The sequence below is a fragment of the Amycolatopsis silviterrae genome (genome assembly GCF_042684085.1).
GTDB classification, from domain to species: Bacteria; Actinomycetota; Actinomycetes; order Mycobacteriales; family Pseudonocardiaceae; genus Amycolatopsis; species Amycolatopsis silviterrae.
Map to the genome: position 1 here is coordinate 103,242 of NZ_JBHUKS010000015.1, position 21,026 is coordinate 124,267.

Genomic DNA, 21,026 nt, shown 5'->3' on the forward strand with positions numbered 1-21,026 from the left:
CGACGGACACTGGAACCGTTCCCGGGGTACTCAGGGGCCGGGACAGAAGGAGGGACCGCCGTGACTGCCGAGCTGAACCATCGGGAGCGGGCCACCCTGCGTGCCGTCGCCGAAGGGCACGCGGAAATCAGCTGCAGCTGCGAACCGGACTTGTTCGTCGACGGGCTGAGCTGCTGCGACCAGGGCACCGTCCGCGACCTCGTCCGCAAGGGGCTGATCGCCCGCGCCGAGGACGGAGAGTGCGGGGAACGGGTACGCGCGGTGCTCACCGAGGCCGGGGCGCGCGCGTTGGACGGAAAGCCCGTGGCAGCTTGATCTTCGGGGGCGCGGCTACCCGCGCACCCACTCCTCCCCCAGCTCGACCGCGACGGCCTCGCCTCCGGTGAGGTCGGCCAGCCAGCCGCTGAATCGTTCCTCCTCGCCGGGCGTCAGCCCGACTTCGAAGTGCGCCGCCGCCTCGAAACGCGTCTCGTGCAGCACGTACGGCGAGGCGCGGAGATCGTTCTCGAAGCGGCCGGCTCGCGTGTAGTCCATCGTTACGTCGAACAGCCGCAGCCGCCGGTACTCCACCAGGCCTACCGCGTCGAGCGCGTCCGACACCGCCTGCCCGTACGCGCGGATCAGCCCGCCCGCGCCGAGCAGCACGCCGCCGAAATGCCGCGACACCACCGCGACCGTGTCGGTGACCTCGCGGCGGCGCAGCACCTCCAGCATCGGCACTCCGGCCGTCCCGGCGGGCTCGCCGTCGTCGCTGGAGCGCTGAGTGCGGCCGTCCGGGCCGAGCACGAACGCGTGACAGTGGTGCCGGGCCGAGGGCTCGGCGCGCCGCCGCCCCGCGATGACCTCCCGCGCGGCGGCCTCGTCGGCCGCCGGAGCGAGCGCGCACAGGAACCGTGAACGCCGTATTTCGATCTCGTGCAGCCCGGATCCCGCCACGGACAGATAACGATCAGTCATCGGCGTTCCCCCTCATGACCCCCAGTCAACCAGGAGCCACGGCGGGGTTGACACCGGGCAGGCGGGCAGGTTTATGCAGGTCAGCGCGCTGGCTGACCGCGTGCCGGGAGAGACGGCCCGACATATGGGAGTACCCCGGAGGGCGTCAACGTATGCGTGGTCTTTCCCACGAGAGCGCGATGACGTATGTCGATCACAGCGAATTCACACTATCGTCATAAGACCCGGCGAACCCGGGAGTCACCACCACGCGCCCGGCAGGCCCCCACCACACAGGCCTACCGACACCGGCGCGTGCGCCTGTACAGCGACGTGCAGAACGTTTTTCCGCCGCCCATCGCCGTGCGGTGACAAACCATCCGGCACCCGGACCGGTCCGTGACCGGCCGCGGTCAGCCACGCATCGCGACGCAGTGCCGCGCCTCGCGAGTGCGAAGGCACCGGATGGTTTCCCTTCTCGACTGACCATCGCGGTTTCGGACCACTTCGTTAACCGGTTCAGTGCTGAACCCCTCTTCGGAGCAATGAAACCGCGCCAACGCCTTGGGAGGCGGCCAGCCGTGACCCACCGTTCGAGCACCCCGGCCACTGACGGCCTCTACGACCCCGCCTACGAGCACGATGCCTGCGGGGTGGCGTTCGTCGCGGACCTGACCGGTCGCCGAGACCATCAGATCGTGGCGAAAGCCCTTGTCGCGCTGAAGAATCTGGAACATCGGGGGGCACGCGGGGCGGAACCGGACACCGGGGACGGCGCGGGCCTGCTCATCCAGGTTCCGGACGCCTTCTACCGCGAGGTCGCCGGGTTCGAACTGCCACCGGTTGGCAGTTACGCCGTCGGCACCGCGTTCCTTCCGCAGGACGACAAACGCCGCGGCCGCGCCATGACCACCATCGAGCGGATCGCCGCCGAGGAGGACATGCGCGTGGTGGGCTGGCGCGAGCTGCCGGTCGACACCGCGCACTGCGGTCCGACCGCCGCGCAGACCATGCCGCATTTCACCCAGCTTTTCCTGGCCGGGCACAAAAACGATCTCGACGGCCTCGCGCTCGAGCGCGCCGCCTTCTGCGTGCGCAAGCGCGTCGAGCACGAACTGGTCGAGGACGACGTGTACTTCCCGTCGCTCTCCTCGCGCACGATCGTCTACAAGGGAATGCTGACCGAGCCGCAGGTCGAGAGGTTCTTCCTCGACCTCACCGACGAGCGTGTGACGAGCGCCATCGGCCTGGTGCACTCCCGCTTCTCCACCAACACTTTCCCGTCGTGGCCGCTCGCGCACCCGTACCGCTACGTGGCGCACAACGGCGAGATCAACACGCTCAAGGGCAACCGCAACTGGATGGACGCCCGCGAGGCGCTGCTGGAGACCGATCTGGTCCCGGGCGACCTCAAGCGGATCTACCCGGTCATCACGCGCGGCGCGAGCGACTCGGCGTCCTTCGACGAGGTGCTGGAGCTGCTGCACCTGGGCGGCCGGTCGCTGCCGCATTCGGTGCTGATGATGATCCCGGAGGCGTGGGAGAACCATCAGGAAATGGACCCCGCGCGCCGCGCCTTCTACGAGTTCCACTCCACGCTCATGGAGCCGTGGGACGGGCCGGCGCTGGTGGCCTTCACCGACGGCGCGCAGATCGGCGCGGTGCTGGACCGCAACGGCCTCCGTCCCGGCCGCTACTGGGTGACCGACGACGGGCTCGTGGTGCTCGCCAGCGAGGTCGGCGTGCTGGAGCTGGACCAGGCGAAGATCGTCCGCAAGGGACGGCTGGAGCCGGGCCGGATGTTCCTCGTGGACACCGTCGCCGGGCGGATCGTCGAGGACGAGGAGATCAAGGGCGAACTGGCTTCGCAGCACCCGTACGACGAATGGGTCGACGCCGGGCTGCTCCGCCTGGAGGAACTGCCCGAGCGCGACCGCGAGGTCCCGCTGCACGCCGCGCTCGTGCGGCGGCAGCAGGCGTTCGGCTACACCGAGGAAGAGCTGGAGACGATCCTCGAGCCGATGGCCCGCACCGGTGCGGAGCCGATCGGGTCGATGGGCAACGATTCGCCGCTCGCGTCGCTCTCGTCGCGTTCGCGGCCGTTGTTCGACTACTTCATCCAGCTCTTCGCCCAGGTGACCAACCCGCCGCTGGACGCGATCCGCGAGGAGCTGGTGACCGCGCTGGGCACGCAGATCGGCGCGGAGCCGAACCTGCTGGCCGCGGACGCGTCGTCGTGCCGCCGGATCGTGCTGCCGTTCCCGGTGCTGGACAACGACCAGCTGGCGAAGCTGGTGCACGTCAACGACGACGGCGACCTGCCGGAGTTCCAGGCGGTCACCGTCATGGGCCGGTACAACGTGCACGGCGGCGGCGAGGCGCTGCTGCAGCGGCTCGACGAGATCCGCAGCGAGGTGTCCGAGGCGATCGAGGACGGCGCGCGGCTGATCGTGCTGTCCGACCGCGGGGTCGACGCGGACCACGCGCCGATCCCCTCGCTGCTGCTCACCGGCGCGGTGCACCACCACCTGGTGCGGGAGAAGACGCGCACGCAGGTCGGCCTCATCGTGGAGGCAGGCGACGCGCGCGAAGTGCACCACATCGCGCTGCTGGTCGGGTACGGCGTGGCCGCGGTGAACCCGTATCTGGCGATGGCGACCGTCGAGGAGATGGCGCACCGGGGTCTCATCCCGGGCGTGACTCCCAAGCAGGCCACCACGAACCTGATCAAGGCGCTCGGCAAGGGTGTCCGCAAGACCATGTCGAAGATGGGCGTTTCGACGGTGGCCTCGTACACCGGCGCGCAGATCTTCGAGGCGGTCGGCCTCGGCGCCGAAGTGATCGACACCTGTTTCACCGGAACCACTTCGCGGCTCGGCGGCGTCGGCTTCGACACCCTCGCCGAGGAGGTTTCGCAGCGGCACGTGCGGGCGTTCCCGGCCGACGGCGTCCGGGCGAGCCACCGCGAGCTGGAGACCGGCGCGGACTACCAGTGGCGGCGCGAAGGCGAGCCGCATCTGTTCAACCCGCAGACGGTGTTCAAGCTGCAGCACTCCACGCGCGCCGGGAAGTACGACGTCTTCAAGGAGTACACGAAGTCGGTCAACGACCAGGCCGAGAAGCTGCTGACGCTGCGCGGGCTGTTCGACTTCAAGTACGGCGACCGCACGCCGGTGCCGATCGAGGAGGTCGAACCGGTTTCGGAGATCGTGAAGCGGTTCGCCACCGGGGCCATCTCGTACGGCTCGATCTCGATGGAAATGCACCAGACGCTGGCGATCGCGATGAACCGCCTCGGCGGGAAGTCGAACACCGGCGAGGGCGGCGAGGACCCGGAGCGGCTGTACGACCCGGAACGCCGCAGCGCGGTCAAGCAGGTCGCGAGCGGCCGGTTCGGCGTCACCAGCGAGTACCTGGTGAACTCCGACGACATCCAGATCAAGATGGCGCAGGGCGCGAAGCCCGGCGAGGGCGGGCAGCTGCCCGGCGGCAAGGTGTACCCGTGGATCGCGAAGACGCGGCACTCCACGCCGGGCGTCGGGCTGATTTCCCCGCCGCCGCACCACGATATTTACTCCATTGAGGACCTGGCGCAGCTGATCCACGACCTCAAGAACGCCAACCCGGACGCGCGCATCCACGTGAAGCTGGTGTCCGAGGTCGGCGTCGGCACGGTCGCCGCGGGCGTGTCCAAGGCGCACGCGGACGTCGTGCTGATCTCCGGGCACGACGGCGGCACCGGAGCCTCGCCGCTGTCCTCGATCAAGCACGCGGGCGGACCGTGGGAGCTTGGCCTGGCCGAAACGCAGCAGACGCTGCTGGCCAACCGGCTGCGCGACCGGATCGTGGTGCAGACCGACGGCCAGCTCAAGACCGGCCGCGACGTCATGATCGCGATGCTGCTCGGCGCCGAGGAGTTCGGCTTCGCGACCGCGCCGCTGGTGGTGTCGGGCTGCATCATGATGCGCGTGTGCCACCTCGACACCTGTCCGGTCGGCGTCGCGACGCAGAACCCGAAGCTGCGCGAGAAGTTCAGCGGCAAGGCGGACTACGTGGTGAACTTCTTCGAGTTCATCGCGCAGGAGGTCCGGGAATACCTGGCGGAGCTGGGTTTCCGGTCCGTCGAGGAGGCCGTTGGCCACGCCGAGCTGCTCGACAAGCGCAAGGCGGTGGACCACTGGAAGGCCGCCGGGCTCGACCTGTCGCCGATCTTCCACGTGCCCGAGCTGCCGCCGCGCGCGGTGCGGCACCAGACCGTCAAGCAGGACCACGGGCTGGACAAGGCGCTGGACAACACGCTGATCCAGCTCGCCGAGGGCGCGCTGGCGGCGGGCGACAAGGTGCGGCTGGAACTGCCGGTGCGCAACGTGAACCGCACCGTCGGCACCATGCTCGGCTCGGAGCTGACGAAGAAGTGGGGCGGCGAAGGGCTTCCCGACGACACCATCGACGTCACCTTCACCGGCACCGCGGGCCAGTCGTTCGGCGCGTTCGTGCCGAAGGGCATCACGCTGCGGCTGTACGGCGACGGCAACGACTATGTCGGCAAGGGCCTGTCCGGCGGGCGGATCGTCGTGCGGCCGCCGAAGGAATCGCCGATCGTCGCGGAGAACCACATCATCGCGGGCAACGTCATCGCGTACGGGGCCACGAGCGGCGAGATCTTCATCCGCGGCCAGGTGGGCGAACGGTTCTGCGTGCGCAACTCCGGCGCGCTGGCGGTCGTCGAGGGCGTGGGCGACCACGGCGGCGAGTACATGACCGGCGGCCGGATGGTCGTGCTGGGCAACGTCGGCCGCAACTTCGCGGCGGGCATGTCCGGCGGCGTCGCGTACGTGCTGGACCTGCCGGCGCACCGGGTCAACCCGGAGATGGTCGACATCGACCCGCTCGACACCGCGGACGTCGACTTCCTCCGCGAAACCATCGAAAAGCATTACAACGAAACCGAATCCGCCGTCGCGCGGGCATTGCTGGCGGACTGGGACAGTGCGGTCGACCGGTTCGGCAAGGTCATGCCCAAGGACTACAAGCGCGTGCTCGCCGCTCAGGTGGCCGCCGAACGCGAGGGCCGGGACGTGAACGAGGCGATCATGGAGGCCGCACATGGCTGACCCCAAGGGCTTTCTGACCACCACGCGCGAAGAACCGAAGCGGCGTCCGGTGGACCTGCGGCTGATGGACTGGCGAGAGGTCTACGAGGACTTCGCGTCGACCAAGCTGGAGAAGCAGGCCGGCCGCTGCATGGACTGCGGGATCCCGTTCTGTCACCAGGGCTGTCCGCTCGGGAACCTGATCCCGGAGTGGAACACGCTGGTGTGGCGGGAGGACTGGCAGCAGGCCGCAGACCGGCTGCACGCCACGAACAACTTCCCGGAGTTCACCGGCACGCTGTGCCCGGCGCCGTGCGAAACCGCTTGTGTGCTCGGGATCAACGACGATCCGGTGTCCATCAAGCGGGTCGAGATCTCGATCATCGACCGGGCCTTCGAGGAGGGCTGGGTCACGCCGCAGGTGCCGGTCACGAAGACCGGCAAGAAGGTCGCCGTGGTCGGGTCCGGCCCGTCCGGGCTGGCCGCCGCGCAGCAGCTGACCCGCGCGGGCCACAGCGTCGTGGTCTACGAGCGGGCGGACAAGATCGGCGGGCTGCTGCGGTACGGCATCCCCGAGTTCAAAATGGAGAAGTTCCGCCTCGACCGCCGACTCGACCAGATGCGCGCCGAGGGCACGGAATTCCGGACGTCGGTGAACGTCGGCGTGGACGTCACCGTCGAGCAGCTGCAGTCCGACCACGACGCGGTGGTGCTGGCGGGCGGCGCGACGGCGTGGCGCGATCTGCCGATCGAGGGCCGGTCGGCCGAGGGCATCTACCAGGCGATGGAGTTCCTGCCGCCGGCCAACCGGGTCGCTTCCGGCGACCTGGAGGAGTCCCCGTATTCGGCCAAGGGCCTCGACGTCGTGGTCATCGGCGGCGGCGACACCGGCGCGGACTGCGTCGGCACGTCGCACCGGCAGGGCGCGAAGTCGGTGACCCAGCTGGAGATCATGCCGAAGCCGCCGGAGTCGCGTTCGGAGGCGCACCCGTGGCCGACGTACCCGATGATCTACCGGGTCACGTCCGCGCACGAGGAGGGCGGCGAGCGGCTGTACTCGGTCAACACCCAGGAGTTCCTGTCCGATGAGGACGGTCGGGTGCGTGCGCTGAAGCTGGTGGAGGTGCGCAACGAGGGCGGCAAGTTCGTGCCGGTCGAAGGCACCGAGACCGAGCTGCCCGCGCAGCTGGTGCTGCTGGCGATGGGCTTCCTCGGCCCGCAGCGCGAGGGCCTGCTGACCGACCTCGGCGTGGAGCTGGACCAGCGCGGCAACGTCGTGCGCGACAAGAACTTCCAGACCACTGTGGACAATGTGTTCGTGGCGGGCGACATGGGCCGCGGGCAGTCGCTGATCGTGTGGGCGATCGCGGAAGGCCGCTCGTGCGCGGCCGGCGTGGACGCCTTCCTCACCGGCCGGGGCGTGCTCCCGGCCCCGATCGCGCCGACGGACCGGCCGATCTCCTGATGACTCGGAGCAGGCGCGTCAACGTCGCCGCGCCTGCTCCGTTCAGTTTCGGGACCAGCGCGTCACTGCCGCCGCGCTGATCCCGGCTGCCGGGCGGGTGCGACAATGGCGTCGCACCCGCCCTTCTTACTGCGCGGGCCGCGACAGGTCCGTGAGGGGAACCTTCACAGACGCTGATTCCCTCAGGGTTCCCCTCACGGACTTTCGGATATGGCCACACGGGCATCAATCGGGCAATCCGGCGGATCTGGCGTCCTTTATGGATGGTCCAGCAGTCGCGGAGTGCCCTCCGCTGTCCGTGAAGGGCCCCTTCACGGACCTAGATTCCCTCAAGGAGTCCTTCACGGACTTCCGAGTGCGGCCCCGTCGTTGTAGGCGACCTCGCCACCCACCACAGTCGCGCCAACGCTGATCTCCCCGATTCGTTCCGGCGCAACGGTAAGCAAGTCATCACTCAACACCGTGAAATCGGCCAGCTTCCCCCGGCTCAGCGTGCCCTTAACCGTCTCCTCATGCACCGCATACGCCGACCCAACCGTGTAAGCGCGCAACGCTTCCTCCGGAGTCACCGCCTCGTCCAGCCCGATCGGCTGCCCCGACGCGGTACGGCGGTTGACCATGTCGTGGATGCTCAGCAACGGCGACGCGGCGACCACCGGCGCATCCGTGCTGCCCGGCAAAACCACTCCAGCGTCGAGGAAACTCCGCATCCGATACGCCAGCCGACTACGCTCCGGGCCAAGCGCGGCGAGCAGCCCGTCGCCGATCTCGGACAGGAATCGCCCCTGTGGCACGGGAATCACGCCGAGCTGGGCGATCCGGGCCACCGCGGCGTCGTCGGCGACCGCGCAGTGTTCGATGCGGTGCCGGACATCCTTGCGCGGGTACTTCTGCTGCGCCTCCTCGTACGCATCGAGCACGGCACCGAGGGCCGCGTCGCCGATCGCGTGTGTGGCGATCTGCCAGTGACACCGGTGCGCTTCCAGGATGTAGCGACGCAGTTCGTCCGGCTCGAACAGCATCAACCCCTGGTTGCCGGGCGTGTCCTCGTACTCGCAGCACATCGCGGCGGACCGGCCGATCAGCGAGCCGTCGGAGAGGATTTTGACCGGGCCGATGCGCAGCCGGTCGTCGCCGATTCCGGTGCGCAGGCCGAGATCGAGCCCGAACCAGTCGCCGCCCGGTTCGAACGGGCCGCAGTCGCGCAGCGCGGTGATGTAGGGCATCACCGTCATCCGCACGCCCAGCTGGCCGCGTTCCCGGGTGCGTTGGAAGGAGTCGAGGTCCGCACGGCCGTGGCCGATGCCGTCGACGGTGCCGATGCCGGGTTCGGTGACGCTGGTCAGTCCGTCAGCGAGCGCTGCGTGCGCGCCGGCGGCGATGTTGGCGATGACTTCCTCAGTCGCCTCGGGGCGCAGCAGGCGGTCCACAAGCACGGTCGCGCGTTCCTGCAACAGCCCGGTGGCGCGGCCGTTCTCATCGCGCACCACCGTGCCGCCGGGGACGTCCGGCACGCCCAGCCGGTCCGGATAACCGGCCAGGGCAAAGGCTTCGGTGCTTGCGACCGCCATGTGCCGCGACGTGTGCGTAAGCCAGACCGGACGTCCTCCGGCGGCTCGGTGCAGGGCCTCCGCGGTGGGGTGCGCGCCGATCTTGTTCTGGTCGTAGCCAGCGCCGGTGACCCAGGCGTCGGCGGGCAGGTTCGCGGCTCGCTCCTCGACCGCGCGGTAGAGCGCGTCGAGCGTCGGCGCGGCCTCGGCGGAGACGTCCAGCTCGCGGATCCGCTTGCCGCGCATGCTCAAGTGGTGGTGCGCGTCGTTGAGGCCGGGGACGACCGGGGCACCGCCAAGGTCGACCACCACGTCCGCCGAGAGGCCCTGGACGTCCTCGTCGAAGCCGACGATCCGGCCGCCGATAACACCCAGCGCGGTCGCGTGTGGACGGTCGCGGTCCAGCGTGGTGAATCGTCCATTGTGGAATAAAGCGTCGAGACGCACTTGACTCATCCTTGTCGGGTCGGGATTTTCTCGGCTTCGGCGACGGCCGCGGTCCGGCGGGCCAGCGCGAGCACACAGGTCAGGGTCAGCGCGAGCAGCGCGACGTGGTAGATCACGACCGGCCAGATCGCGCCGTGCGTCGCGTTGAGCAGTGCTTGCGCGATGAACGGCGTGGTGCCGCCGAAGATCGTGCTGCACAGCTGGTAGGACAGCGAGATTCCGGTGTAGCGCAGATGGATCGGGAACCCGCGGGTGAGGAATCCGGCGAGCACCGCGTAATAGCCGGAACCGAACACGGTCGCGACCGCGATGCCAACGAACGCCAGTCCCGCGTCGCCGGACGCGATCAGCAGGTACATCGGCACCGTCACCACGATGTTGCCTGCCAGCGAAACGGCCATGAACCGGGTTTCGCCGAAGCGTTCGGCCAGCCGCGCCGCGAACGGCTGCCAGCAGAACTGCACGACGGACACGCCGAGCAGCACGTACAGCATCGTCTGGCGGCCGATGCCGAGTTCGTTCGTGGACCAGGCGAGGACGAAGGTGTTGCTGAAGTACGCGGCCGCGATGCCCATGATGCTCGCGCCGATGCCGAGCAGCACAGTACGCCAGGCCGTCCGCAGCACCTCGACCAGCGGCACCTTCGCGACGGCCGCGTTCGCCTTGGCCCGCACGAACGCCGCCGGTTCCTCGACCTTCAGCCGGATCACCAGCCCCAGCGCGACAAGCACGCCGGACAACAGGAACGGCACCCGCCAGCCCCAGGTCAGGAACTGCTCGTCGGGCAGTGCGCTGACCGCCAGGAAGACCACTGTGGACAGAATCGACCCGGCGGGCGAGCCCTGCTGCGCGAACATCGCGAAGTACGAACCGCGTCCGGCGGGCGCGTTCTCCGCGGCGAGCACGACCGCGCCGCCCCACTCGCCGCCGACCGCGACGCCCTGCACCGCCCGGAGCACGACGAGCAGCAACGGCGCGGCGATGCCGATCTTGGCGTAGGTCGGCAGCAGCCCGACCGCGAAGGTCGCGAAACCCATCAGCAGCAGCGTCACGACCAGCGTGTTCTTGCGCCCGACCCGGTCGCCGAGATGCCCGAACACGATCCCGCCCAGCGGCCGGGCGAGGAAGCCGACCCAGAACGTGCCGAACGCGGCGAGCACGCCGGTCGCCGGGTTCAGCTCCGGGAAGAAGAGCTTGCCGAAGACCAGCGCGGAGGCGGTCCCGTAAAGGTAAAAGTCGTACCACTCGATCGCCGTGCCGGCGAAGGAGGCGAGCGCGGCCCGGCGCCCGGCAGTCGGTGCGGCGGCGTGATTCATGGGCTACTCCCTGGCGGCGGTGTTCCCCAGAGTCTTCGTCCCGGGACCTATGCTGTCCAATACCTATCCGGACCGATTCCGATACCTCGGAGGCATAGCGTGGAACTGCGCGTGGTGCGTTATTTCCTGGCCGTCGTCCGCGAGGGCTCGGTCACCGCCGCGGCGCGCGCGGTCCGGGTCGCGCAGCCGTCGCTGTCGCGGCAGCTGCGGGCGCTGGAAACCGAACTCGGGGTGGCGCTGTTCTCGCGCTCGCCGGGTTCGCTGACGCTCAGCGCGGCGGGCACCCGCTTCGTGCCGATCGCCCAGGACCTGGTGCGCCGCGCCGAGGAGGCGGGCGCGGTGATGGCCGCGATCGGCCGCACCGAAGACACTCCGCTCACCCTCGTCGCGCCGCCGAGCACGGTGGACAGCCTGCTGGCCCCGTTCATGGCCACCGGCAAGGCCGGGCCGGTGCTGCGGGACGCGTTTCCGGTCGCGCCCGACCAGGTTTTCGACCGGCTCCTGCACAGCAGCGCCGACCTCGGCATCTCGACGTCCCCGCCGCCCGCGCAGCTGGAAACCGCCGCACTGGGCCGGGTACTGGTCAGCGCGCAGGTACGGCCGGATCACCGCTGGTACGAGGCGAAGTCGATCCCGCTGACAGAGCTGGCCACCGAGCCGTTGCTGGTGATGAACCGCAGCAACGCGGCGCGGCTGGTCGTGGACGAGGCGTTCCACCGGGCCGGGCTCGTGCCGGCGGAGCTGAACGAGACCGGCTCCCCCAGCGTCGCGCAGGCCCGCGCGGCCGGTCGTGGCGAGGTGTGCCTGGTGACCGACCTGGTCCGGTTCGGCCCGCGGGCCATCCCGATTGAGACCGCCGACGGGCGGCTGACCGTGCCGCTGTACGCGGGCTGGCGGCCGGATCACTACGCCCGGCCGTCGATTCTGGCGTTGATCGAAGGACTGCGGGAGTTCCGTGGTGCACTGGCCTGATTCCCGAAAGCGGGCCGACCGCCGGACGGATCCGTGCTAAACAGTGCGGCGATGGGAAAACTGACCCGCCGGGCCCGGGCCACGGCCGACTATCTCTTCTTCGTCGGAGCCGGGGAATGGCCGGTCGCGGTGTCCGCGCTCGGCGTCGTGCTCGGAGCGGTCACGATCCTGCCGAGCGCGTTCGGCGTCGCCGTGTCGATCGTCGCGCTCCTGCTCGGCCTGCTGACCCTCGTACGAGACATCCGCCTGCTGCGGAAACGCTGGGCGGGCTACGAGTTCACCGCGATCGCCGCGCCGTTCCCGATCGCCGAAACACCGCCGCCGCGCGCCTATCCCGACTCGCAGTACGTGGCGATTCCCGCCCGTGGCACCGCATTGGTCAGCGACGGCATCGACGCGGCGCTCACCGAAAGCACATTTAGCATCACCCTCGCCGAGGACCCGTACCGGCTGCCCGCGAAGCTGAAAGCCACCGCTCCGCACGTGCTGCCGCTGCGAGCGCGCGGACGGCTGCTGTTCAACGGCCCGATCATCGGCATGCGCGGCGAACCGCTGCCCGCGTCCGGCGCGCGCCCGGCACCGATCGCCCTGCATCGCGCCCGGTTCTTCGACGCCGTCTGCAGCAACGAACTGGCGTCGCTGCGCATCACGAACACCGCCGACGGCCGCGAGTACGACCTGCGCCACGAGGAACTGACCGACTCGTCCGGCGCCCTGCGCAGCCTCGCCGCGAGCACGCTCGCCGATCTCATCGGGGTGTCCACGATCGCGTTCACCTCCGACGGCCTGCTCGTCGTCGTCCGCCAGTCGGCCCGGAACTCGGCCAGTGGACTGCTGCTCGCCCCGTCCGGAAGCGGCAGCCTCGAACCGCAGGATCTCCTTACGCCGCAAGGAGGAACCCGGCGAAACCTGCACACCGCGGTGTCCGCCGGTATGGAACGCGAGCTGTGCGAGGAAGCCGCCGTCCGCCCGGACGAGATCTCGTCGACCCGGCTGACCGGCTTCGCCCGCTGGCTCGAACGGGGCGCGAAACCGGAGTTCTTCGGCGTCACCCAGCTGTCCGTCGACAGCGCCGAGTTGACCAGCCGCCGGACGAAGAGCGCGGAGCGGCTCTACAGCGCCGGAGTCACCGTCCTGGAAGTCGATCTGGCCGCGCTGGGCCAAGAACTGACCGACGGCGTACCGCTGATCGACGCGAGCGCGCTGCCCGCCCGGCTGCGCGACGACGGTTCGCTGCCTTTGCTGCTGTGCCTGCGCAGCGCCGCGCTTCGGGTCAGTACTCGTTCTTGATGACGAAGTAGGACCCGCGAATCGTCCCGGCCAGCTTCGACTTCTGCCGCGCGAACTTGAACGTGCCGGCGAGTTCTTCGGGAACGTCCATGCCGTCGGAGAGCTTGAACCCGACGGCGCGCTTGCCGGACTCTTCGAGGGTGTACATGACGTTGATCGAGAGGCCGCTCTCGTAGAAGACGTACGCCATCCGGATGCCATCGACCTCGAATTCGGTGGCCTCCAGCGGCCGCGAGGAAATGACCAGGTCGCGCTCCTCTCGGAGAATCCGGTGCACCCAGTCGACGGTGGCCCTGGCCTCGGTCGCGGGCTCGACGGTGAAGACGTGGTCGTACTTGTTCTTGAAGTAGCGCGCCTCATTGGCCCGCAGCCCGGCGAGCGCGTCCGCGACCGGAGAGGACTCCAGGCCGACGGTCGATACGGTGGTGAAATCGACGGCGTAAGACACGATCGGAGAATAGCCCCTCGGCACCTGGAGCGCGCCATGACGAGCACGTTTCTCCTGGTCCACGGCGGTCTGTGGGACGAGGTGGACGCCGAGCGGTTCTGGATGCGGCCGTGGCACCGCCGATCGCTCCGGCGGCTCCTGCCCGGCTGTGCGGAGGGGGGTCGTGAGCGGCGATGCCGGTTCTAACCGGCATGAACACTCACGACCCCCTGCCCTACGGTGGCCTGGTGCGCAACCACCTGATCGACCTGGCTGTGGCGCTCGCCGTGCTCGGCCTCACGCTGGCCGGCGACCTGCCGGACGCGAGCCATCCGTGGTTCTGGCCGATCGCGGTCGCGGCGACGTTCGTGGCGGTGCTGCTGCGGCGGCGGTTCCCGCTGATCACGATGCTGGTGTCGGTCGGCGTCGCGCTCGCCACCCCGCCCCTGTGGGCCACCACCGTCACCCTCTACACCGTCGCTTCGCTGCGCGGGCTCCGCTGGCCGACCGCGGTCGCCGTGCTGGCGGAAGCCGGGCTGATGGCCTCGTTCTCCCGGCTGTCGACCGGGGAGGACTGGAAGTCGCTCGGCTTCGCCCTCGTGGGGATGATCGCCGTGCCGACGCTGGCCGGGCTGTGGATGCACCAGCGCGCGGCCTTGCTCGCCGCCCTGCGCGACCGCGCGGAGCAGGCCGAACGCGAGCGCGACCTGCTCGGCGAGCGGGCCGTGACGGCCGAGCGGCGGCGGATCGCGCGCGAAATGCACGACGTCGTCGCGCACCGGGTCAGCATTGTCGCGCTGCAGGCGGGCGCGCTTTCCGTGCGGGCGAAGGACGCCGAGACCGCGCAGCTCGCCGAGGTGATCCGCGAATCGAGTTCCGCCGCGCTCAACGAATTGCGCGACATCCTGCAGGTGCTCCGCGACGACGGTCCCGAGCCGCGCGCGCTGCCCGATCCGACGCTGAGCGGGGTCCGCCAGCTCGCCGACGACCTCGCCGCCGCCGGCGCCCAGGTGCGCGCCAGCCTGCCGGATCCGATGCCGGACGTGCCCGATCCGGTCGGGCGCGCGGCCTACCGGATCGTGCAGGAAGCGCTCACCAACGCCGTGAAACACGCGCCGGGAACGGTGATCGACGTGCGGCTGGCCGCCTCCGGCGACGATCTGGTGGTCGAGGTGGCCAACCCGCTCGCCGATTCGGCCGGGCTGCCCGGCGCGGGCTACGGGGTGATCGGCATGCGGGAACGCGTCACGCTGACCGGCGGGACGCTCCACGCCGGTCCGGACGGCGCGGGCAGCTACCGGGTGCGGGCCGCGTTCCCGTTGCGAGCGGAGGAATCGTGCTGAAGGTCCTGCTGATCGACGACGAGGTGCTCGTGCGCAGCGGCATCCGGATGATCCTGGAGTCCGATCCGGGGATCGAGGTCGTCGCGGAGGCAGGTGACGGCCGCGAGGTGCTGGCGCTGGTCCGCCAGCACCGGCCGGACCTCGTGCTCACCGACGTGCAGATGCCCGAGGTCGACGGCCTGGAGGTGACCCGCCTGGTGACCGCCGAACCGGACGCGCCCGCGGTGGTGGTGCTGACGACGTTCGACCTCGACGAGTACGTGCACGAGGCGCTTCGCCACGGTGCCACGGGTTTCCTGCTCAAGGACACCCCGCCGCGCGAACTGGTCAAAGCGATGCACGTGGTGGGCAGCGGCGAGGCGATGCTGTCCCCGTCGATCACGCGACGGCTGCTGACTCACTTCGCCACCGCCGCCACCCCGACGTCCGCCCGCACCCGCCTTGAACCGCTGACGCCCCGCGAACGCGAGGTCGCGGTGGCCGTCGCACAGGGTTCGAGCAACGCCGAGATCGCCCGGGCGCTCGGGCTCAGCGAGGCGACCGTGAAGGTCCACTTGGGACGGATCATGGCCAAAACCGAAGCCGCGAACCGAACTCAGGTCGCCATCCTGGTGCACGACGCCGGACTCGCCTGAACCGTCAAGGCGCACCCGGCGGAACGAACGGCAACCCACCCGGCGCACCCGCCTCCGCCAGCGCCATCAACATCCCAGTGTCCACTTCGGACTGAATCGCATCCGCCAACCGGTCCAGCATGTCCTCACGCAGATCCGCGAACCCCGGCGCACCCTCGGCCGCCCGCCACTCGATCCCGGCCTGCGCCGCCGCTTCGGCAAGCCACGCACGGCGGAACCCGTCGTTCTCCAGCGCGCCGTGCCACGTCGTACCCCACACCGAACCGACGCGGTAACCGTCCAAAAACGACTCCGCGTCCACCGGGGCGGCGCTGCCGTGGTGGATCTCGTACGCCTCCACCCGGTGCCCGCGCCATTCGCCGACCGGACGGGCGAGCACTTTCTCCCCCGCGAACGTCACCCGGGTCGGCAGCAGGCCGAGCCCGTCGACGAGCCCGGCCCCGGATTCGACATCGTCCTCAATGGACTCCGCGAGCATCTGGTACCCGCCGCAGATCCCCAGCACCGGACGCCCCGCGGCGGCCCTGGCGGTCACCGCGTCCGCCAAACCTCGGGCACGCAACCAGTTCAGATCGTCCACAGTGGCCCGAGAGCCAGGCAGCACGACCAGATCCGCCGCGGCGACCGTGTCCGGGTCGGCGGTCAGGCTCACCGTCACACCGGGCTCGGCCGCGAGCGCGTCCACATCCGTAGCGTTGGAGGCACGGGGGAAGCGCACGACCGCGACCCGCAGCCCGCGTTGCGCGGCTTCGTGGCGCCATCCGGCCGCGGCGAGCGCGTCCTCGGAGTCGATCCACACCCGGTCCAGCCACGGCAGCACGCCGAGCACCGGCCGTCCGGTGGCCTTCTCCAGACTGTTCAGGCCAGGCTGCAGCAGTCCGACGTCGCCGCGGAACTTGTTCACCAGCCAGCCTGCGACCAGTGCCTGGTCCTCGGCCGAAAGCAGTGCGAGCGTGCCGAACATCGCGGCCAGCACCCCGCCGCGGTCGATGTCGCCGACCACCAGCACCGGCAAGGAAAACCGCCGCGCCAGCCCCATGTTCACGTAGTCGCCGGAGCGCAGGTTGATCTCGGCCGGACTGCCCGCGCCCTCGCATACAACGAGGTCAAACCGTTGCTGCAACTCGGCAAACGCGCCGAAAGCGATCTCCGCGAGCCCGGCGCGGCCGGTGGCGTACTCCCCGGCTTCGAGGGTGCCGTACGGCTTGCCGAGCGCGACGACGTGACTGCGCCGATCGCTGCCGGGCTTGAGCAGCACGGGATTCATCGCGGCTTCCGGCTCCACCCGCGCGGCCCGCGCCTGCAGCCACTGGGCCCGGCCGATCTCCGCGCCGTCCGCGCAGACCATAGAGTTGTTCGACATGTTCTGCGCCTTGAACGGCGCGACCCGCACCCCGCGCCGCGCGAACCACCGGCAAAGTCCGGCGGTGACCAGGCTTTTCCCGGCGTCCGAGGTGGTCCCGGCGATCAGCAGCCCGCTCATCGCGCCACCGCGATCCCGGCCGCGACCGCCAGCGCCGCCGCCCCGACCAGCCTCGACAACCGCACCGCCCGGCGCAGATCGCTCGCCCCCGGCGGACGGCCGTCCCCCAGCGTGCTCCGGCGTTCGACCTCGCCGTGGTAGGTGTTCGTGCCCCCGAGCCGGATGTCCAGCGCACCCGCGAAAGCGGCCTCGACCTGGCCCGCGTTCGGGCTCGGATGCGAGCCGCCGTCGCGTCGCCACGCCCGCCAAGCCGCCCGCGCGCGGCCGCCGGCCAGCGGCGCGGCCGCCACCGTCAGCACCGCGCCGACGCGCGCCGGCACCAGGTTGACCCAGTCGTCCGTGCGCGCGGCGAACCAGCCGAAGCTGCGGTGTCTCGGTGAGCGGTAGCCGACCATCGCGTCCAATGTGTTCACCGCGCGGTAGCCGAGCAGGCCCGGCACGCCCGCGACCGCGCCCCAGAGCAACGGCGCGACGACCGCGTCGGACGTGTTCTCGGCGATCGATTCGGTGGCCGCGCGGGTCAACTCGGCCGCGTCGAGACCGGTGGCGTCGCGCGCGCAGAGGTGGCTGAGCCGCTGCCGGGCGGCGGGCAATTCACCCGATTCGAGCAATCGCGCCATTTCGCGCCCCTCCGCGGCGAGCCCGCGACCGCCGAGGACGGCCCACGTCGCCGCAGCGATCAAGACAAAACGGACACCCGGCCGGTTCCGGACGGCTCGTTCGGCCAGCATGCCGAGCCCGGCGATCGATCCCGCGCAGACCGTCGCGTAGCCCGCGCCGCGCGGCTTGGAATCGGCCCACCACCAGCGTTCCAGCTGGCCAGCGGCGGTGCCGAAGACCGCGACCGGATGGCCCCGGCGAGGGTCGCCGAACCACGCGTCGGCGACGTATCCGGCGATCATCCCGGCCGCGGTGACGGATTGTCGGAGTGGCACGTGGCGAACCGTAGCGCGCGGGAGAGAATGCCGGGTATGACCAAGCTGACGCACCGGCTCGCCGGGTCTCTCGAAACCCTGGCGCAGGCCCTCCGCCGGTACGGACGCGACGACGGCAAGGTGCTCGTTCTCGGCGGGGTTCGCTCGGGCAAGTCGAGGCACGCGGAGCGGCTCGTCGCGCACCACCCCCACCTCGTGTACGTCGCTCCCGGGCTGCCCCCGTCCGCGGAGGATCCGGAATGGGCCGCCCGCGTCGAGGCGCACCGGGCCCGGCGCCCTCGCCACTGGACGACGGTCGAGACCACCGATCTCGCGACCGTGCTGCGCAACGCGACGAGCCCGCTGCTGATCGACTGCCTCGGCACCTGGCTGTCCCGGGTGCTCGACGAGGTCGGCGCGTGGACGGGCAAACCGGGCTGGGAGCGCAGACTGGACGACCGGCTCGAGGATTTCCTCGCCGCGTGGACCCAGGCGCGGGTGCCGGTCGTCGCGGTCAGCAACGAGGTCGGCAGCGGTGTGGTGCCCGCAACGGTGTCCGGACGGCTTTTCCGTGATGTGCTGGGCGCACTCAACAACCGGGTGTCCGCCGACAGCGACCGGGTGTCGCTCATCGTCGCCGGGCGGGTGCTCGACCTTCCGTGAGGAGCTAGCCGTGCCGCGTTTCGCCATCCCCGTCCCGGACGCCGCCGCCCGCGCCGCCGCGCTGGAACGACTGGACGGCCTGGTCAAACCGGTCGGCGCGCTCGGAAGGCTGGAAGAACTCGCGGCGTGGCTGAGCGCCGCGCACGGCGTGGTCCCGCCGCGCCCGCTGGACGACGTCCGCGTGGTCGTCTTCGCCGGCGACCACGGGGTGTCGGCCCAGTCGGCTTACCCCCGCGAGGTCACCGCGGCGATGGTGCGCGTTTTCCTGGCCGGGCGCAGCGGGGTGACGGTGCTCGCCGCGCAGGTCGGGGCGCGGGTGCGGGTGGCCGACATCGCGGTCGATTGGGACGCCGCGGATATCCCGGAGGAAGTCACCGCCCACAAGATCCGCCGAGGCTCGGGCGCCATCGACGTCGAGGACGCTCTGGCCCCCGGCGAGGCGCTGGCGGCTTTCGAGGCGGGACGGGAGATCGCTGCCGCAGAGTCCACTGCGGACGTTCTCATTCCCGGCGACATGGGCATCGGCAACACGACCGTTTGCGCCGCGGTCGTGGCTTCGGCGTTGGGGCTGCCCGCTGCCGAGGTGGTCGGGACTGGGACTGGCGTGTCCGGGGAGGCTCTGCAACGCAAGACCGCGGTGGTCGCGGCGGCGCTGTCCCGGCGACCGGTGACTGACCCGTTCGACCGTCTGACCGCCCTCGGCAGCGCCTGCCTGGCCGCGACGGCCGGGTTCCTGGTGGAGGCGGCGGTCCGGGGAATCCCGGTGGTACTGGACGGGATTTTCTCCGCGACGGCGGCGCTGGTGGCCCGGGACATCGCGCCCGGTGCGGAGCAGTGGTGGCTGGCGGGGCATCGTTCGACTGAGCCGGCGCAAGCGTTTGCCCTGAAGGCGCTGGGGTTGGTGCCGATCCTGGACCTCGGGTTGCGGCTCGGGGAGGGCAGCGGGGCAGTCCAGGCCGTGCCGACGCTGCGGGCGGCTCGGGCGGCTATCGCGGACATGGGTTTGCTGGCGGACCTCGGGTGATGGGGTTGGGTTTGGCTGGGGCGCGGTTCACGGCTCGGCCAGTAGCTATGACCGGGCTTCGGCCCAGAGTCCAGCTCGGGGCTGGGCCGACGGCTCGCCGCGTGGTTCGGCCCGCGGCCCCATGGCGTTGGTCCGCGACTCGGCTCGGAGTTCGCTTCTCCGAGGATCGCCCCCATGAGGTATTCCCAGTAGCGGATGGAGGATCAGCTCTGCGCCGGGTCCTCCCGGCTGAGGCGGTGGAAAGGTCCGTGAGGGGAACCCTGAGGGACTCAGAGTCCCCCAGGGTTCCCCTCACGGACATCGGCGGAGGTGGAGCCGCTTCAGCCGCTCTCGTCCCGAGCGGTGCCCGGGCGAGCATTGCGACAGCGAACCAACGCACGCCGCGCTACCGAAAAACCCCCAATGCGGCATTGGGTGCATCTGACGCACCCAATGTGGCGTTCGGTGCATTCATCGCGCCCAGTCCGGCATCCGGCGCACCCAATGTGGCGTTCGGTGCGTCCCACGCACCCAATGTGGCATTCGGTGCATCCGTCGCGCCCAGTACGGCATCCGGCGCACCCGGTACGGCGTTCGGCACCCGCGGTACGGCGTTCGGCACCCGCGGCATCCGCGGTTCCGCGTCTGGCACGGCTTCGGCTCCGCCGCCGCATGCACCCAACGCCACATTGGGTGCATCTCACGCACCCAACGCCACATTGGGGCGCAAGCCGTGACCCAGCTCAGCGACGGCATCCGGCTGGCCGTCGGCACCCTGACCACCGTCCCGGTCCCGGCCCCGCGCGTGATTGATCGGCGGGTGGCTGGCGTGGCGATGACGCTCGGCCCGCTCGCGGCGCTTCCGCTGGCCGCGGCGGCGGGGCTGATCGTCGCGGGCGGGGTCGCCATCGGGCTGCCCGCGCTGGCGGTCGCGGCGTTGGCGCTCGGGGCGGTAGCGCTGGGTAGCCGCGGATTGCATCTCGACGGGCTCGCCGACACCGCCGACGGGCTCGGTGCCTCCTACGACCGCGCGAAAGCCCTTGACGTCATGCGTCGCGGCGATTCCGGACCCACCGGGGTCGCGACGCTGCTTTTCGTGCTGCTCGTCCAAACCGGCGCGCTGACCGGCGCGATCACGCACGGGCACGGGATCGCGGCGGCGGTCCTGTCTGTCCTGTGTGGACGATGTGTGCTCTCGCTGTGCTGTGCGCGAGGGGTCCCCTCGGCCCGGCCGGAGGGGTTGGGCGCGACGGTCGCCGGATCGGTTCCGGTCGTGGTGGCTGCGGCGGTGTTCGTGCTCGCGGCGGGGTGTGCCGCGTTGACGCCAGGATTGCCGTGGTGGCGTGGGGTTCTCGCGGTCGCGCTCGGGTACGCGGCGGCGGCGGTTTTGCTCGCCCGGTGCGTCCAGCGGATCGGCGGGGTGACCGGCGACGTTCTCGGCGGGTGCGTCGAGGTCGCGGTGGCGGCGGCGTTGCTGGCGACGGCTTGA

At 70.5% G+C, this 21,026-nt stretch carries 16 protein-coding genes; 10 read left to right on the forward strand and 6 right to left on the reverse strand.

The genetic code is table 11. The features are described from left to right. Positions 1–60 precede the first annotated feature (60 nt). Entirely contained in the window at positions 61–315 is a 255-nt protein-coding gene (locus ACFSVL_RS21160) for a hypothetical protein (protein ID WP_378306682.1), read from the forward strand. 15 nt (positions 316–330) lie between these two features. Here the strand turns inward: ACFSVL_RS21160 and ACFSVL_RS21165 are convergent, their stop codons facing one another. Next, on the reverse strand, positions 331–957 hold the full coding sequence (locus ACFSVL_RS21165; protein ID WP_378306684.1) for a YigZ family protein: 627 nt from the start codon (positions 955–957) through the stop codon (positions 331–333). 524 nt (positions 958–1,481) lie between these two features. On the opposite strand from ACFSVL_RS21165, the gene gltB reads away from it, so the two are divergent. Next, positions 1,482–6,050 (forward strand): glutamate synthase large subunit, encoded by a 4,569-nt coding sequence (gene gltB / locus ACFSVL_RS21170; RefSeq protein ID WP_378306686.1) that lies wholly within the window; start codon positions 1,482–1,484, stop codon positions 6,048–6,050. After that, a complete protein-coding gene (locus ACFSVL_RS21175; protein WP_378306688.1) occupies positions 6,043–7,494 on the forward strand; it encodes a glutamate synthase subunit beta in 1,452 nt (483 codons plus the stop codon). Before gltB ends, ACFSVL_RS21175 begins: the two co-directional genes overlap by 8 nt. 341 nt (positions 7,495–7,835) lie before the next feature. Here the strand turns inward: ACFSVL_RS21175 and ACFSVL_RS21180 are convergent, their stop codons facing one another. Both ACFSVL_RS21180 and ACFSVL_RS21185 read right to left on the reverse strand, forming a co-directional pair. Next, entirely contained in the window at positions 7,836–9,491 is a 1,656-nt protein-coding gene (locus tag ACFSVL_RS21180; RefSeq protein ID WP_378306690.1) for an amidohydrolase, read from the reverse strand. A 5-nt stretch (positions 9,492–9,496) separates the two neighbouring features. Continuing rightward, a complete protein-coding gene (locus tag ACFSVL_RS21185; RefSeq protein WP_378306692.1) occupies positions 9,497–10,807 on the reverse strand; it encodes an MFS transporter in 1,311 nt (436 codons plus the stop codon). Positions 10,808–10,906: 99 nt separating this feature from the next. On the opposite strand from ACFSVL_RS21185, the gene ACFSVL_RS21190 reads away from it, so the two are divergent. Then, entirely contained in the window at positions 10,907–11,779 is an 873-nt protein-coding gene (locus ACFSVL_RS21190; RefSeq protein WP_378306694.1) for a LysR family transcriptional regulator, read from the forward strand. 51 nt (positions 11,780–11,830) lie between these two features. Next, complete coding sequence (locus ACFSVL_RS21195) at positions 11,831–13,069, forward strand: hypothetical protein (protein ID WP_378306696.1); 1,239 nt, start codon at positions 11,831–11,833, stop codon at positions 13,067–13,069. Here the strand turns inward: ACFSVL_RS21195 and ACFSVL_RS21200 are convergent. Continuing rightward, on the reverse strand, positions 13,053–13,517 hold the full coding sequence (locus ACFSVL_RS21200) for a phage tail protein (protein ID WP_378306698.1): 465 nt from the start codon (positions 13,515–13,517) through the stop codon (positions 13,053–13,055). The two genes, ACFSVL_RS21195 and ACFSVL_RS21200, sit on opposite strands and share 17 nt — an antisense overlap. A 227-nt stretch (positions 13,518–13,744) precedes the next feature. On the opposite strand from ACFSVL_RS21200, the gene ACFSVL_RS21205 reads away from it, so the two are divergent. Further along, positions 13,745–14,839, forward strand: coding sequence for a sensor histidine kinase (locus ACFSVL_RS21205; RefSeq protein ID WP_378306700.1), 1,095 nt, complete (start codon positions 13,745–13,747; stop codon positions 14,837–14,839). After that, entirely contained in the window at positions 14,830–15,474 is a 645-nt protein-coding gene (locus ACFSVL_RS21210) for a response regulator (RefSeq protein WP_378307288.1), read from the forward strand. Before ACFSVL_RS21205 ends, ACFSVL_RS21210 begins: the two co-directional genes overlap by 10 nt. Positions 15,475–15,478: 4 nt before the next feature. Here the strand turns inward: ACFSVL_RS21210 and ACFSVL_RS21215 are convergent, their stop codons facing one another. Continuing rightward, positions 15,479–16,957 (reverse strand): cobyric acid synthase, encoded by a 1,479-nt coding sequence (locus ACFSVL_RS21215; protein ID WP_378306702.1) that lies wholly within the window; start codon positions 16,955–16,957, stop codon positions 15,479–15,481. Continuing rightward, complete coding sequence (locus ACFSVL_RS21220; RefSeq protein ID WP_378306704.1) at positions 16,954–17,892, reverse strand: cobalamin biosynthesis protein; 939 nt, start codon at positions 17,890–17,892, stop codon at positions 16,954–16,956. The genes ACFSVL_RS21215 and ACFSVL_RS21220 overlap by 4 nt, the downstream gene beginning before the upstream one ends. 36 nt (positions 17,893–17,928) lie before the next feature. On the opposite strand from ACFSVL_RS21220, the gene ACFSVL_RS21225 reads away from it, so the two are divergent. The 3 genes from ACFSVL_RS21225 (at position 17,929) to ACFSVL_RS21235 (ending at position 21,026) form a co-directional block, all read left to right on the forward strand. Further along, on the forward strand, positions 17,929–18,534 hold the full coding sequence (locus ACFSVL_RS21225) for a bifunctional adenosylcobinamide kinase/adenosylcobinamide-phosphate guanylyltransferase (protein ID WP_378306706.1): 606 nt from the start codon (positions 17,929–17,931) through the stop codon (positions 18,532–18,534). Between the two features lie 10 nt (positions 18,535–18,544). Further along, the gene (cobT, locus tag ACFSVL_RS21230; RefSeq protein ID WP_378306708.1) at positions 18,545–19,558 is read left to right on the forward strand and encodes a nicotinate-nucleotide--dimethylbenzimidazole phosphoribosyltransferase; all 1,014 of its coding nucleotides are present in this window, start codon (positions 18,545–18,547) and stop codon (positions 19,556–19,558) included. A 712-nt stretch (positions 19,559–20,270) separates the two neighbouring features. Continuing rightward, positions 20,271–21,026 carry an adenosylcobinamide-GDP ribazoletransferase gene (locus tag ACFSVL_RS21235; protein ID WP_378306710.1) on the forward strand — a complete coding sequence of 252 codons (756 nt, stop codon included), beginning with the start codon at positions 20,271–20,273 and terminating at the stop codon, positions 21,024–21,026.